Consider the following 14,245-nt stretch of genomic DNA (forward strand, 5'->3'; position numbering starts at 1 on the left):
CATCGAGCGCAGTCGGATGGCGGTCGGTTACGGCGTGTCGCACCGCCATTCGACTGCGCTCGGGGAGCTGACGCGTCAGCTCGGTGCGGGGAGGTGGCAGATCTGGATGAGGTCGCGACCCCGGGTGCGCGATACCAAAAGTCCACGGCCGGGTGGGTATTGGGCCGGTCGGACGTCACTGAGGAGCACGCCCTCGTCTTTCGGGGTGCTCATCAGGATGCCGTCGACCGACATGTCCTTCATCGGGCCGAGGACCGGATCGTAGAGTGCGCGCGCCGCGCCGCCGGAGCGGCGGGCGATGATCACGTGCAGGCCGATGTCGCGGGCCTGCGGCAGCAGATCCATCAGCGGCAGTAGCGGATTGTTCGAGGCAACCATGTCGTAGTCGTCGACGATCACGTACACCTCCGGCCCCGTCCACCAGCTGCGCTCACGCAGCTGTGCGGGCGTGATGTCGGCGCCGGGCAGCCGTGCCGACACGAATCCCGAGACCTCCTTCAAGGTGGGCACGGAGGTCTGCGCCGACGTGGAGTACCCGGCCAGGTGCGGTCCGTCGATCGCGCCGAGCATGGTGCGGCGATAGTCGACCAGGATCACCCGCGCCTCGTTCGGATGCGAGTTCTCCACGATGCCCTGCGCGATATTGCGCAGCAGCGTGGTCTTGCCGCAGCCGACGTCGGCGAACACCAGCAGGTGCGGCGATTCTTCGAAGTCGAGCACCACCGGCGCCAGCTCGGATTCGCTCAGCCCGATCAGCACCCGCTTGCTGTCCAGGCGCATGTTCAGCTCCCGCGCGGTGGTCAGTACCTGGTCGCGGTCGATTTCGCCGGGCAGCATCCGCACACCGGGCGCCTTCCGCTCGCCGTACAGCTCGGTGAGCTCGGCCTTCGCGGCCGCGACGCCGTCGGCGAGCGTATCCGGGTTCACGTCGGTGTCCAGACGCGGAAGCGCGATCAGCATGTGCAGCTTGTCGGTGGTCATGCCGCGGCCGGGGCGGTTGATCGGAACATTCACCGCCGCACGGCGATCCATCTCCGAGTCCGACGGGTCGCCGAGGCGCAGCTCGATCCTGGTGCCGATCTGATCCTTCACATTGGGCCGGATCTCCGCCCACCGGTTCGCGCCGAGCATGAGGTGGATGCCGTACGACAGCCCACGGGCCGCGAGCGCGAGTACCTGGCCCTCGATCAGGTCGAAGTCCTCCCGGAAGGCGGCCCAGCCGTCGATCACCAGGAATACGTCACCGAACGCGTCGGCGGCGAGCGGATGCGCGGCCCGCTCCTCGGCGGGCAACTGCGCCAATTCGGCCTTGCGCTTACGGAATTCGCGCATGTTCTCCACGCCGAGCTCCAGGAAGCGGGCCTCGCGCCTGCGCAGCAGCACGCTGAGTTCGGCGACGGTGCGCCGCACCCGGTCGCTTTCCAGCCGCCCGGCCGCCGAGCCGACGTGTGGCAGCCCGGTGAGCGCGGCCAGGGTGCCGCCGCCGAAGTCGAGGCAGTAGAACTGCACCTGTTCCGGGGTGTGGGTGGCGGCGGCCGAAAGAATGATGGTGCGCAGCGTGTTCGACTTGCCCGACTGCGGTCCACCGACCACCGCGACATTGCCCTGTGCCCCGGCCAGATCGACCGCGAGCACCTCCCGTTTCTGTTCGTACGGCTTGTCGACGATGCCGATCGGCAGCCACAGATTGCCGTTCTGGTTGACCTCGGAACGCCAATCCTGGTCCGGCAGCAACATATCCACGGTCGGCGAGATATCAAGCGGCGGCAGCCACACCTGATGTGCCGGCCTGCCGTGCCCGGTCAGCCGGTCGACCACCACTTGGAGCAGCGACCGTTCGGGTTCGGTGGTCGGCGCCTGACCGAGCAGCGCGTTGAGATCGGGCAACTCCACCGGGATCGGTTGCTGCTCTTCCGCATTCGGCTCACGCCCCACAACGGTGGCGGCGGTGAACAGATCGACCACCCCCGTCGCGGCCGTCGGGCCGGTCGTCCGCCCCGCGACCGGCGGCTCGTAAGGTCCCGACACATAGGTGGTGTTGAACCGCAACGGATCCGACGAGTCGCTCTTCAAATAGCCTGCACCGGGCTGAGCGGGCAGATGGTAAGCATCGGTGATGCCGAGCACCTGCCGGGATTCACCAGCCGAGAACGTGCGCAGGCCGATCCGATACGACAGGTGCGAGTCGAGACCGCGCAGCCGATTCTCCTCCAATCGCTGCGAAGCCAGCAGCAGATGCACCCGCAGCGAGCGCCCCAGCCGCCCGATCATCACGAACAACTCCGCGAAGTCCGGTTTCTGCGAGAGCAATTCGGAGAACTCGTCGACGATGATGAACAGCGCGGGCAGCGGATCGAGCGCCGCGCCGCCCGCCCTGGCCTTCTCGTACTCGGTGACATTGGCGAAATTGCCCGCCGCCCGCAGCAATTCCTGCCTGCGGGTCAGTTCACCGGCCAGCGCGTCACGCATGCGGTCCACCATCGAGAGTTCTTCCTCGAGGTTGGTGATCACCGCGGAGACGTGCGGCAGCGGATCGAGCCCGAGAAATGTCGCGCCACCCTTGAAGTCGACCAGCACCAGGTTCAGCAAGTCGGGGGAGTGGGTGGTCACCATCGACAGCACCAGCGTGCGCAGGAACTCCGACTTACCAGAACCCGTTGCGCCGATGCACAACCCGTGCGGGCCCATGCCGTTCTCGGCGGATTCCTTGATGTCGATCTCGACCCGGGTGCCATCGGGAGTGGTGCCGATCGGCACCCGCAGCCGCTCGCGGGATGAGCGCGGCCGCCACACCGCGTCCGCGTCGAGCGTCGCCGCGTCGGTGACGCCGAGCATCGCCATCAGCCCAGGATCGACGTTCACGTCGGCGCCGAGATCGACGACCTGCGCGCTGGTGGCGATCCGGTAGCGCGCCATCCCGCGGCCGAAAGTGGCTGCGACATCCAGGCTTACGCGGTCGGGCCCGGCGAAGTTTTCCACCGAACCGCCGGTTCTCGCGCCGATCACCTCCTCCTCGACCACCAGTTGCAGGCCGCGCCGGACCGCGAGACCGGTCTGCGGCGCGGTCAGATCGAGCACGGTCACCGAGTCGAGTCCGGCATCGCTGATGGTGCGCTCGGACCCGCTGACGTATCCGTCGTCGATCACCACCACCAGGTGCAGCCTGCCCGCGGTTGTCGGTGCGTTGCGCAGGAACCGGCCGCGTTCGAGCAGATCTTCCGATAGCGAGGTCTCCAGCTCCGACAGCGATTCGTAGAGCATGCGTGCCGATCCGATCCGGTCGGTGTCGCGTGGATGTTGCAGGTGCGGAAGCCATTTGGCCCAGCTCCATGCCTCGGCGTCCGGATCGGCGGTGACGATCGCGAAGATCATGCTGTCCGGACCGTGAAAGGTGGCCAGCTCCATCAGCATCGACCGGACCAGCGCGCGGCCGTGCTCACGCGGTCCCTCCACGTTCACCGCGGGGAACGCGCGCAACGAGATCGCGGTGGGCAGGCCGTGCACCACCGAGTGCGTGCGGACGAATCGGCGCAGCGCCACGGTTGCCACCGGTTCCAGGTCCTCCAGCGGAACCGTCTCCGGCCGAACCAGTTTGGTGGCGAGGCGATGGCTGCCGACGCCGATCCGGATATGCCCGAAGTCGGGGTCGCTCGGCCTGCGCTCCCACATCCGGCGGGTGCCGATCAGCGCGTGCAGGTCGATCGGATGCGGATGGCTCCAGAACAGGGCCTCGCGCTGGGCGGTGCCGGTGGTGCGGACATCTTTGCGCAGCTGATCGAGATAGCGGAAGTAGTCCTTGCGTTCCTCGTTGAGTTCGGCGGCCTTCTTCCCGCCGCCGCCGGTGCGGCTGGCGAACATGCCGACCATCGACATCAGCATCATCATCGGGAACATCATGGTGAGCGGGTTGCTGAACATGGAACGGCCGCCCATGGTGAACATCAGCCCCATCATGCCGACCATGGCGACCACCATGACCACCGGAAGCAGCCGCTGCCACAGCGGCGCCGGGATCGGCGCGGTGATCTCCGGCGGCGCGTTGAGAATGACCTCGCCACCCGGCGAGCGCGGCGGCGCGATCCTGGCCAGCCGGATGAAACCCTTTGTGCCCATGGGTAATTCCTTCGGTTAGTCGTCGCCCGGCAGGACGAGGGGCCTGCGCTGTTCGCGCCGGAACGGTAGGGAAAGGGCGAGCACGATCGCCAGTAGCGTCAGGCAGCTCACCGCGCCCGCGATGCCGATGCGGCGCGGCCACGGGCTCACGTAGGCCGGCGCCGTCGGGCCCGCGATCGGAATGCCCTGCGCCGGATCACGATCCGAGGCGGGCGGCACCACCGCGGTGAGCGCGGCAGTCGGGTCGATCAGGCCCGTGCCGGTGCGCGCATCGTGGCCGCTGCCCGGAGCATGGGCGGTGCGGGTGACGCGGTCCATCACCTGCTGGGCGGAGAGTTCGGGAAAGCGCGCGCGCACCAGGGCAACCAGCCCCGAGACATACGCGCTCGCGAAGCTGGTCCCGTTCACCGGCGCCACCTGGCCATCCGCCTGCGGAGTGCCGTTCACCAGTCCGGTGCCGCCCGGCGTGCTGTCCAGCGACATCAAGTTGCTGCCTGGCGCCGCGACGGAAACCCAAGGCCCATAGAGGGTGAAGGCCGACGGCGATCCGTCGAGCTCCATCGAAGCCACCGAAAGCACATACGGCGAGAACCATGCCGGCGTCGCGATGGTGTTGACCGCGTTCCATCCGGCGGTGCCGTTCTGTTCCTTGCACGCACCCTGCTGTTGCAGATTGCCCGCCGCCGCGACCACGACGACATTGCGGTCGTACGCGTACCGAAGCGATGCGCCGAGCGCACCGTCCACCGCGTCCGCGCCGGCGGGCCTGCACGAGACCGCGGAGATATTGATGACCGTCGCGCCACTGTCGACCGCGTGCACCACTGCGCTGGCCAGCGTGTCGACGGTGCCGTACCCGCCCGCCGACATCGCGCCAGGATGGTCGGAGCGGTAGCTGTTCTTGGCCTGGTAGGCCAGGCTGGTCTGGCGAATGCTCAGGATCGAGGCCGCGGGCGCGACGCCGGAGAAGCCGTCACCGCCATCGGGCGCGGGCCGACCGGCGATGATGCCTGCCACCAGCGTGCCGTGCCCATCACAGTCGATTGTGCCGTCGGAATCGGAGACGTAGTCGCCACCGGGCCGCACCGACAGCCGCGGATGCGGGGTGACGCCGGTGTCGATCACCGCGACGGTCTGTCCCTCGCCCCGGCTGAACTGCCACGCGCGCTCGAGCCCGAGCGCCTTCTGTACTGCCGGAACTCCTACCGGCGCGGGTCCGGTCCAGATCGGTTGCGAGCACAGCAACCGCTGCTCCGACGGAATCGGCGGCGCCACAGGGGCATTGGTGATCAACGCCCCCGGATCGACCACGGGTGGCGGTACGGCGAGCGCCGCACCGGGTGCGATGGTCGATGCCATCGCCAAAGCGACGAGGCTCAATCGGGCTACCTCACGCATTGCGGGCAATGGCGTAGATATCGAGGATCCAGAAGACGAGCGGCCCGATCACGCAGATCAGGGCGTATTCGAAGATCTCACCCGCCCGCTGCACGACCGGCGACACCTCCATATTCGGCCCGGCCACCCCGATCAGCATGCCGAGCCCCGCGACGAGCAGCAGCGCACCCGCGGCGGGCAGCGCCAGTTCCGGCATCCGCACACCCCACAGCACGGCGGGCACGATCAGGGCGGCGCAGCCACCGGCCACCAGTACCGCCGCCTGCGTCAGATCCGCGAAAGCCCGTCCGCGCCTGGCGAGTACGACACCGACCGCGGCCGCGAGCGCCGCGCACTGCCAGCGATGTTCGGTAGCCGAGGCGACGGTCACGATCGTCGCGAGCACGGTGACCGCGACGATGCCGAAGATCATCCCGGACTGGAAATCGTTGGCCCGCCTCGACCGTTCGTGGAGTCCGGCCGCCGACGGGATCGCGGTCGCGCCGACCGCGCCGATGCCCTCGATGGTCGGACGCGGTTCGTGGTCGCGCGGGTCGATGGCCCCACCCGCGGTCGGCACCGGCGGTACCGGAAGCCGCGCGGCCGCCACCGCGATCCGCGAGGCGAGGGTGATGCCGAGCAGTGCGACGACGATGATCCCGGCCGAGACCTGCAACGGTGCGACATCCCAGATCGTCACCGTGCCCGCGGCGCCGGTGGCGAACGTCGCGACCGTGATGACACCGGTGCACATCGTCGTGCGCACCGGGATCGCCCGCATCGCGATTACCGCGAGCAGCATGGTGGCCGCGCCACCGAGCAACAGGTGTGGCGCGCCGGGGCGGCCGGGCACGAATGCCGCTGCGCCACTTCCCATCAGCAACAGCCCACACAGCGCGAGCGCAGTGGCGGGCGAGGTCGCCGCGTACTTCCTGGCGACAAGCGCGGCGCCGATCAGGATCACCAGGCCGATGCCGAGGCCCGCGGATCCGGCCGCAATGCCCCAGCCGCGCGCCGCGGCGAACAGCAGCAGAAAACACGTGCCGACCACCGCCGCGATCGCGCCCGCCATCCCGGCTCGGCCCGCCGATTCGCCCGACCAGCCGCGGAACGAATCGTCGGTCAGCCGCGCGACCGCGTCGATCACATCGTCGAACAGCGGTGGCGATTCGACCGAATCCACCGCGCGCAGCACGAGCAGGTCGCCGTCGAACACCTCGGCCTCGAGCAGCGTGCGTTCCGGCTCGATCGCGGTCCGACCGGGCTGAGCCAGGGTCCAGTGCTGGGCGGCGAGCGGCCCGTTCTCCTCGTGCTCGGACAGATCGGGATTGCGAGAAGCGATGAGCGCCACCACATCCGGGATGAAATTCGCGATCGCCACGGTGGCGGGCAGCACCACGTCCACCTGAGTGTTGCCGCCGATCACCGAGACACGGCACAGTTGCGGCTCGATCGCCGTGGACTCCATCACGTTCGGGAAATTAACAACGGTGTAGCGCGGGCGCATCCGCCGAGCGGTGAGTTTCCTCAGTCGTAACCCTGGGCGGGCGGCGACGTGCGGTTCTGCGGCACAAGCGGTTTCGCGTGGTGAACCGACGGTGAATGTCACGTGCGCGTGCGCAGGGTGAATCGTGACGGCGCACCGTATTCCGGTTACGTTGCGCCGCATGTCAGCGATTCGTCAAGCGCAGCAGGTCTTCGACGCCGGTGTGCTGTCGTTGGGTTTGATGGTCGACGGCCAGCAGGCCACCAAGAACCTCGAGTACGCCAAGGTGGCCTTCCGCCGGGCCACCGAGCTCGACCCGGACATGTGCGACGCGTGGCTCGGTCGTCTCGCCGCCGGTGATGCGTCCAACGAGGTACTCCGGCAGCTGCACCGCACCTCGACCACCTCGCTGATGCGCGAACAACGCAGGCTCGGGCTGCCCCCGCGCCAGCTGGCAGGCCGCTTCCAGATCGGCCAGTACATCGACTATCCGGTCGCCGGGCTCACCGAGATCTGGATCGCGCACGCCATGCGCCTGCTGGAGGACAAGCAGTTCGACGAGGCAGAGCGGGTACTCGACGAGCTGGACGAGCGCCGCAAGAAAATCACCGACGATCCGGACCGCGACCTGGACGACCGGGTCTGCGCCTATGCCCGCGGCGTCCTGTACTTCACCGCCCAGCTGTGGCCCGACGTGATGGCGGTGCTGGCCGGATCGGCCGAATGGCAGGACCAGTACATGGCCGTCGGCGCGCACGTCATGGTCGGCACCGCGTGCGCACACCTCGGCCTCTTCGGTGAAGCGACTCGCCGCCTCGAACACGCCGAGCGCGGTCCGATCCCGGCGGCCCGCACCGCGGCCATGTTCTGCCGCGGTCTCGCACTCCGCGAACAGGGCAACGAGGACGAGGCGCGTGCACTGTTCGAGACCGTGTACAGCCAGGTCCCCGGTTTCGCTTCGAACGCGCGCGCCATGAACGATCCCACGTTCCGCATCGTCGTCACCACCCGCGAACAGATCGAATCCCGCACCGACCGTTGGGATCCCGGCACCGCACCGTCCCTCGACGAGGCCGCCGAACAGGAACACCAGGACCGCGCCGAGTCGATCCTGGCCACCGCCCGCGCGGAATTACAGGCCCAGATCGGCCTGGAAGCGGTGAAGGTTCAGGTCGCCAAGCTGCAATCCTCGGCGACCATGGCCAAGATCCGCGCAGAGAAGGGGCTCAACAGCATGCCGCGCGGCCAGCATCTCGCCTTCACCGGACCGCCCGGCACCGGCAAGACCACCATCGCCCGCGTGGTCGCCAAGATCTACTGCGGTCTCGGCTTGCTCAAAACCGACAAGGTGGTCGAGACCAAGCGCTCCGATTTCGTCGGCCAGCACCTCGGCTCCACCGCGATCAAATCCAACGCACTGATCGACTCCGCCATGGACGGTGTGCTTTTCGTCGATGAGGCCTACACCCTTATCCAGCAAGGCCTTTCCGGCGGTGACGCCTTCGGTCGCGAGGCGGTGGACACATTGCTGGCCCGCATGGAGAACGACCGCGACCGCCTGGTCGTCATCATCGCGGGCTACGACGGCGAGATCGACCGCTTCCTGGCCAGCAACGACGGCCTGGCCTCCCGCTTCGCCAAACGCGTGAAATTCGACTCCTACTCACCCGACGAACTCCGTGACATCGGCAAATTCATTGCCCGCACCCGCGATTCCTCCCTCTCCGACGAAGCGGTCACCATCCTCCGCGACGCCTGCGCCGACCTCTACGCCGTCGAACGCACGGATCAAAGCGGCCTCCCGCGCCGCGGCGTCGACATCGCGGGCAACGGCCGCTTCATCCGCAACGTCATCGAAAGCGCCGAGGAAGAACGCGAATACCGCCTGGCCACCGACGAATCCCTGGATCCCCACGCCCTTGACGAGGAAACCCTCATGCGCATCGACGCCGACGACATGCGCAAGGCACTCGACAGTGTCCTCGCCACCCTGACCTGATCAGGGGAATACCCACGGAACAGCTGTCCTCCCGCGAACCCATCCCCACCCGGGCGGTGGGCTCGGTACGGCATGGGGTGTAGCCGATCGGCGGAATGCCTATTGGTGGCTGGTGAATTCGGTTCCGGTGACGATGGCGGGGTGGAGGCGGATGATGCGGTCGGTGGGTTCGGACAGCCCCGCGGGGAGGAGTCGGCGGTAGCGTGCGAGGTCGGCGGTGTCGGTGACGGTGTCGGCGACGCCGGTGACCGTGACACACCATCCGCTGCGGGTGTCGCTGCTGATCAGGTCGGCTTCGTAGGTCACGGCCTGTGACTCGGGGGAGAGGCCGGTGCCCGCGTCGCCGCGGATGATGAGCTGTCCGGCGTCGAGGATGTGGTCGGCCGGGTGTATGGCGGGTAAGGCATAGCGGGAGAACACGATTCGGCCGACTCGGATGCTGGCGAGCAACTCCATGGCCACGGTGGTCGGCAACTGCCGGGTTCCCGGTCCTGGGCTCATGGGGTCCTCCGGTCGGGCGGGTCGAGTGGTTCAGTTGTGTCAGCGGCGTGGTCTTCGCACCACGGTGCTCGGTCGCGCGGGCGGGGACGCGGCGACGCGGTCGCGGGCCAGGGCGAGCATGGCCAGTCCGGCGTCACGGGTGAGCATGTCCAGGTCCTCGAGCACGCCGGCGATGGCGTCGCTGGCGGCGCGGAGGTTCTCCGGTGTCGCGGTGGACTGGTCGAAGACCGCCTGGAGGGTGTGCAGTTGCAGCCCGACGTCGAACAGGTGCCGCACGAGCTGATCGCTGGCGGTGGCGAAGGCCGCCTGCGGGCCGGTGAGATCACGTTCGGGATCGAAGGTGTGCGGTGTCCGCGCCTGCCCATCGGCGCTTCCGGCTTGCTCGGGTGTCGCAGTGGACAATTCGGGCCGGTGCGGGGCGAGCAGCGCCGACACCATCGCGCGGCCTATCGGATCGAAGACACCGTTCCCCCCGCCCATGCTTCGTGCGATCGCCTCGCCCGCGAAGTCGCCGTAGAGCCGCAGCAACCGCAGATCCTCGTCCGACGGGCGGTGTGGTTGCCGGAAGTGGGTGGACACCATGGCGACCACGCGACCGGAATAGTCCAGCAGCGGTGTGGACTGCACGCCACGGAAGCCCGCGGACGCACCGATATCGCGGTGCGGTGCGAATCCCGGGTCCGTGGTGACGTCGAAGATCGCCGTCTGCCCGGTTCTGGCCGCGCGGCCGCAGGCGGAGCCGTCGTCGTCGACGACGGCGAAGTATTCGCAGAACTCGGCGTCGAAACCGGCCTCGGTGGTCAGCAGCAACATACCGGTGGCCGGGTCGAGCAGTTGCACGTCCCCGAAATCCGCGCCGGTCAACGCCATCGCGGCCTCGAGCACGCCGGGCAGCAACGCGTCAACGGTGGATCCGTCGCAGAGTCGGGCGGTCATCTGATGCAGGCGGCGCATGGCCTCGGGCCGCTCGCCCGCGAACCGCACCGCGTCGGCGAAGTGCTCGGCGCGCGCTGTCAGGGTCGCGGTGCCGACCGCCGCACGCGGGTCGGCGGCACGATGGGCGGCGCGGACCTGTTCGAGCGCCGCATCCGGATTCCAACCCGATTTCATGGGCCCGCACCTGTTTTCGGCTTCGGAGGGAAGACCGCCACGACCGTCGTCCTGTGTCCGCTATCTATTCCGACCCGCCCTCAGTGGGTGCTTCTGCAGTGTACGTCGCCCGCCGAGCGCGGGACAGGGCTTGGCAGCGGGGGGTAAACAAGCCCGATTCGCACGCGGCGCGTTCCCGACCGGCCGTGGTCAGTGTCGCGTCGGCTGATCGGCCGGATCGAGGTATTCGATACCGGTGATGACATCGGGGTGGATGCGCAGGATCCGGTCCTGCCCGCCGGGCAGCCGCGAACACAGCGCGGCGCGGTAGCGGGCCAGGTCGAACGGATCGGTGACCGGTTCGGCGACGCCGGTGACGATGACGCACCACCCCTGCTGTGTGTCGTGATCGAGGCAATCGGCCTCGTAGGCGACGACCTGCCGGTACGGCGGTACGCCGAGCCCCGCGCCGGTGGCGACGACGATCGCCTCGCCGTCGACGACGTGGTTGACCGGCCGGATCGCGGGTAATGCGTAGCGGGAGAAGACGATCCGGCCGAACCGCACCCTGGCGAGCAACACTATGCACTCGACATCGGTCAACGCGTGCGCGGTCAGGGTCTCGGTCGCTGTCACATCGCCCCTTCGCACCATCGGGCGGTCATCGGATGCGGGTCCGGATCTGCCTATCATCGCGCGATCGCCTTTCGAAAGCCACGAATTCGGCACTCGAGTGACGATCGGATTCCCAAACGTTGCCGTGACAAACCCCGCCCCGCAACAGAACAGGCGCCGAACGCGCCACCCGGTGTGAGCGCAATCGATGGGTTGGCCGGGCGGTCGTGGGTCTGGCAGGATCGGCTTTCGTATGATCGTGAATTCCCAATCCGCCCGCGACAGCCTCGATGGGCTCTCCGTGGGCGACGCGCTCGGCGCTCAGTTCTTCGTACCCGGTCGGTCGCTGGCCGACCTCATCGACGGCCGGCCACCGGCAGCTCCCTGGCCATGGACCGACGACACCGAGATGGCCTGTTCGGTCTATTCGGAAATCCACACCCGCGGCCACATCGACCGTGACGCGCTCGCCTCGGCCTTCGCCGACCGTTGTGAGCCCTATCGCGGCTACGGCGGCGGCACAGTGGTTGTGCTGCACGAGATTCGGGACGGACGTCCCTGGGCCGAGGCCGCGGGCGCCTCGTTCGGCGGGCGTGGTTCCTGGGGGAACGGGGCGGCGATGCGCGCTGCCCCGCTCGGCGCGTACTTCGCCGGGCGCCCGGACGAGGCGGCCGCGCAAGCCGCCATGTCCGCCGAGGTCACGCATAGTCATCCGGAAGCCATCGTCGGCGCCATGCTCGTCGCCGTCGCGGCGAGCCATGCCGCCGCGACCCGCGAAACATCCTGCACCCCAACCGAACTCCTACAAGCGGTCGACCCGTATCTGATCGACGGCCGCACCGCCACCGGCGTCCGCCGAGCTCGTCGGCTACTGGGCCGATCGATAGCCGAAGCAGCCTACGAACTCGGCAACGGCGCCCAAGTCACCGCCCAGGACACCGTCCCCTTCGCCCTCTGGACGGCCGCCACCTTCCTCACCGACTACCCGCGCGCCATCACCGCCTGCATCGAAGCGGGCGGCGACGTGGACACCACCGCCGCCATCGTCGGCGGTATCGTCGCCGCCCACACCGGCCACCGCCATGGCCCGATCAGGGGAATACCCCCGGCGTGGCTGTCCTCCCGCGAACCCCTCCCCACCTGGGCAGAGGCTGATCACGCCTGGGGTGGAGGGGATTTGCGATAGCGGCCCGGGGTGGTGCCGATGAGGGTGGTGAAGGCGGTGATGAAGCTGCTCGGGTTCGACCAACCGCAGGCGTGGGCGACGTGGGTGGTGTCGTGGCCGTCGGCGAGCAGGACGAGTGCGTGGTAGACGCGTAGCTGGGTGCGCCACTCGTAGAAGGTCATGCCGAGTTCGTTGTGGAACAGCCTGCTCAGCGTGCGCGCGCTGGCTCCGATCCGTTGCCCGAGTCCGGCCAGTGCGGTGTTGTCCGCTGGCTGCTCGTACAGAATCCGCGCGATGGCTCGCAACCGGTCATCGCGCGGCTGCGGCAGTTGCAATGGCTGCTCGTCGGCGATGTGGAGTTCATCGACGAGGACTCGACGCAGGCGGGCGTTCGCGGCGCGATCACGGTCGGGTACGTCGCGGTCGTAATTGCGTGGGCCCGTGAGGGTCAGCAGGATTTCGCGGGCGAGGTCGGAGACCAGGAACACGGCGGGACGGTCCGGTACGAGCCGGGCCGGCGATGCGGGCAGGAACAGGATCCGCATCTCGGTGTCGCCGTGCGTGCGGTGGTAGTGCTCGAACCCGGCCGGGGTCCACGCGACCCGATTCGCGGGAACGATCGATGTGCCGCCTTCGGTGTGTACCGAAAGAACGCCACGGGCCGCGTACACCAGGTGTCCCCGCGGATGGGAATGCGCTGAACTCATTCCCCCCGACGGCCACAGATGTACCCCTCCGGACGGCCACAGACGTGACGTCGAGGCAGATCGAGCAGGTTGGCGGCCAACGGGCATAAGTTGGCAATCTACCGGTGGACGGCCACGTCGTGCCCCGGCGACAGTGGACGTCATGCGCGAGAACATGAGTGCGACAATGCGAGCGGCCGTCTGCGTGCGTCCGGGCGGCCCGGAGGCGCTGGAGATCCGCGAGGTGCCGATCCCCGCGGTTCGGGACGGCTGGAGCCTGGTGCGGATACAGGGCGCGGGCTTGAACCGGTCGGAATTGCGTACCCGTCAAGGTTATTCGCCGAGCGTGACGTTCCCGCGGGTACTCGGGATCGAATGCGTGGGCATCGTGGCGGACTCGACCGATCCCGGTATCCCGGAGGGGACGACCGTCGCCGCGGTGATGGGGGAGATGGGACGGCAGTTCGACGGCGGCTACGCCGAGTACGCGTTGCTGCCGAACGCGCTGCTGATGCCGATCACCACCACGCTGCCCTGGGAGGTCCTGGCCGCACTGCCCGAGACGTACTTGACCGCGCGCGGCGCGCTGGGCACGTTGGGGATCGGGCCGGATGCCAAGGGCCGCTTGCTGATCCGTGGCGGCACCGCGTCGGTGGGGATGGCGGCCGCGTCGATCGCGGCCGGCTACGGCGTCGAGATCGCGGCAACGACCCGGCGGCCGGACAAGCTCGGCGCATTGACCGCCGCCGGTGTCGACCACGCCGTGATCGACGACGGTGCGTCGCTCGCGGCGAGCGTGCACGCGCTGTGGCCCGAAGGGCCGGACTACGTGCTGGATCTCATCGGAGCGGACACGCTGGTGGACTCGCTGCGCCTGGTCCGTCGCGGCGGAGGGGTTTGCATGGCGGGCTCGCTCAGCGGCTGGGTCATCCCGGACTTCGAACCGATCGCGATGATCCCGTCCGGAACCACGCTCACCGCCTTCCACAGCGACGACTGCCAAGGCAGCGCGGGCGCCGCCGTGCTGCAGCGGGTCGTCCACGAGGTCGAGACCGGCGTCTACCGGCCCAACCTGGACCGAATCTTCGGCCTTGACGACATCGCCGCCGCCCACCACTACATGGAAAACAACCGGGCCGCCGGAAAACTCGTCGTGGTGCCGTAGCCAGGCATAGCAACCGTCCCTGATTCGGCTACGTCAGCCGCTCAGCCTA

Annotated in this window: 10 protein-coding genes; 3 read left to right on the forward strand and 7 right to left on the reverse strand. The window is 68.5% G+C overall.

Features of this window, described 5'->3' with window-relative positions; genetic code table 11:
* Nucleotides 1–75 precede the first annotated feature (75 nt).
* The 3 genes from eccCa to eccD are packed head-to-tail and all read right to left on the reverse strand — an operon-like array spanning nt 76 to nt 6,958.
* The gene (gene eccCa / locus ACIG5A_RS09705; protein WP_397239744.1) at nt 76–4,113 is read right to left on the reverse strand and encodes a type VII secretion protein EccCa; all 4,038 of its coding nucleotides are present in this window, start codon (nt 4,111–4,113) and stop codon (nt 76–78) included.
* Between the two features lie 15 nt (nt 4,114–4,128).
* Complete coding sequence (mycP, locus tag ACIG5A_RS09710) at nt 4,129–5,511, reverse strand: type VII secretion-associated serine protease mycosin (RefSeq protein ID WP_397239745.1); 1,383 nt, start codon at nt 5,509–5,511, stop codon at nt 4,129–4,131.
* The gene (eccD, locus tag ACIG5A_RS09715; RefSeq protein WP_397240583.1) at nt 5,504–6,958 is read right to left on the reverse strand and encodes a type VII secretion integral membrane protein EccD; all 1,455 of its coding nucleotides are present in this window, start codon (nt 6,956–6,958) and stop codon (nt 5,504–5,506) included. The genes mycP and eccD overlap by 8 nt, the downstream gene beginning before the upstream one ends.
* 199 nt (nt 6,959–7,157) lie before the next feature.
* Between eccD and eccA the strand changes: the two genes are divergently transcribed.
* Complete coding sequence (gene eccA, locus ACIG5A_RS09720; protein WP_397239746.1) at nt 7,158–8,975, forward strand: type VII secretion AAA-ATPase EccA; 1,818 nt, start codon at nt 7,158–7,160, stop codon at nt 8,973–8,975.
* Nucleotides 8,976–9,074: 99 nt separating this feature from the next.
* Here eccA and ACIG5A_RS09725 read toward each other — a convergent pair whose 3' ends face one another.
* From ACIG5A_RS09725 to ACIG5A_RS09735, 3 genes are all read right to left on the reverse strand, one after another.
* Entirely contained in the window at nt 9,075–9,476 is a 402-nt protein-coding gene (locus ACIG5A_RS09725; protein ID WP_397239747.1) for a pyridoxamine 5'-phosphate oxidase family protein, read from the reverse strand.
* 39 nt (nt 9,477–9,515) lie between these two features.
* Nucleotides 9,516–10,586 (reverse strand): GAF domain-containing protein, encoded by a 1,071-nt coding sequence (locus tag ACIG5A_RS09730; protein WP_397239748.1) that lies wholly within the window; start codon nt 10,584–10,586, stop codon nt 9,516–9,518.
* Between the two features lie 189 nt (nt 10,587–10,775).
* On the reverse strand, nt 10,776–11,201 hold the full coding sequence (locus ACIG5A_RS09735; protein WP_397239749.1) for a pyridoxamine 5'-phosphate oxidase family protein: 426 nt from the start codon (nt 11,199–11,201) through the stop codon (nt 10,776–10,778).
* A 232-nt stretch (nt 11,202–11,433) separates the two neighbouring features.
* Between ACIG5A_RS09735 and ACIG5A_RS09740 the strand changes: the two genes are divergently transcribed.
* Entirely contained in the window at nt 11,434–12,366 is a 933-nt protein-coding gene (locus tag ACIG5A_RS09740; protein WP_397239750.1) for an ADP-ribosylglycohydrolase family protein, read from the forward strand.
* On the opposite strand, the gene ACIG5A_RS09745 is transcribed toward ACIG5A_RS09740, so the two are convergent.
* A complete protein-coding gene (locus ACIG5A_RS09745; protein WP_397239751.1) occupies nt 12,336–13,208 on the reverse strand; it encodes an AraC family transcriptional regulator in 873 nt (290 codons plus the stop codon). The two genes, ACIG5A_RS09740 and ACIG5A_RS09745, sit on opposite strands and share 31 nt — an antisense overlap.
* Between ACIG5A_RS09745 and ACIG5A_RS09750 the strand changes: the two genes are divergently transcribed.
* On the forward strand, nt 13,195–14,196 hold the full coding sequence (locus ACIG5A_RS09750) for a zinc-binding dehydrogenase (protein ID WP_397239752.1): 1,002 nt from the start codon (nt 13,195–13,197) through the stop codon (nt 14,194–14,196). The two genes, ACIG5A_RS09745 and ACIG5A_RS09750, sit on opposite strands and share 14 nt — an antisense overlap.
* The last annotated feature ends 49 nt before the right edge of the window (nt 14,197–14,245 follow it).

Origin of the sequence: Nocardia sp. NPDC052566 (assembly GCF_044547285.1) — a bacterium.
Lineage (GTDB): Bacteria > Actinomycetota > Actinomycetes > Mycobacteriales > Mycobacteriaceae > Nocardia.

Bases quoted from the DNA above. Each gene is read 5' to 3' on its own strand.
- eccD (WP_397240583.1), bottom strand. From the start codon at position 6,958: ATGGAGTCCACGGCGATCGAGCCGCAACTGTGCCGTGTCTCGGTGATC.
- mycP (WP_397239745.1), bottom strand. From the start codon at position 5,511: ATGCGTGAGGTAGCCCGATTGAGCCTCGTCGCTTTGGCGATGGCATCG.
- ACIG5A_RS09725 (WP_397239747.1), bottom strand. From the start codon at position 9,476: ATGAGCCCAGGACCGGGAACCCGGCAGTTGCCGACCACCGTGGCCATG.
- eccA (WP_397239746.1), top strand. From the start codon at position 7,158: ATGTCAGCGATTCGTCAAGCGCAGCAGGTCTTCGACGCCGGTGTGCTG.
- ACIG5A_RS09740 (WP_397239750.1), top strand. From the start codon at position 11,434: ATGATCGTGAATTCCCAATCCGCCCGCGACAGCCTCGATGGGCTCTCC.
- ACIG5A_RS09730 (WP_397239748.1), bottom strand. From the start codon at position 10,586: ATGAAATCGGGTTGGAATCCGGATGCGGCGCTCGAACAGGTCCGCGCC.
- ACIG5A_RS09750 (WP_397239752.1), top strand. From the start codon at position 13,195: ATGCGCGAGAACATGAGTGCGACAATGCGAGCGGCCGTCTGCGTGCGT.
- eccCa (WP_397239744.1), bottom strand. From the start codon at position 4,113: ATGGGCACAAAGGGTTTCATCCGGCTGGCCAGGATCGCGCCGCCGCGC.
- ACIG5A_RS09745 (WP_397239751.1), bottom strand. From the start codon at position 13,208: ATGTTCTCGCGCATGACGTCCACTGTCGCCGGGGCACGACGTGGCCGT.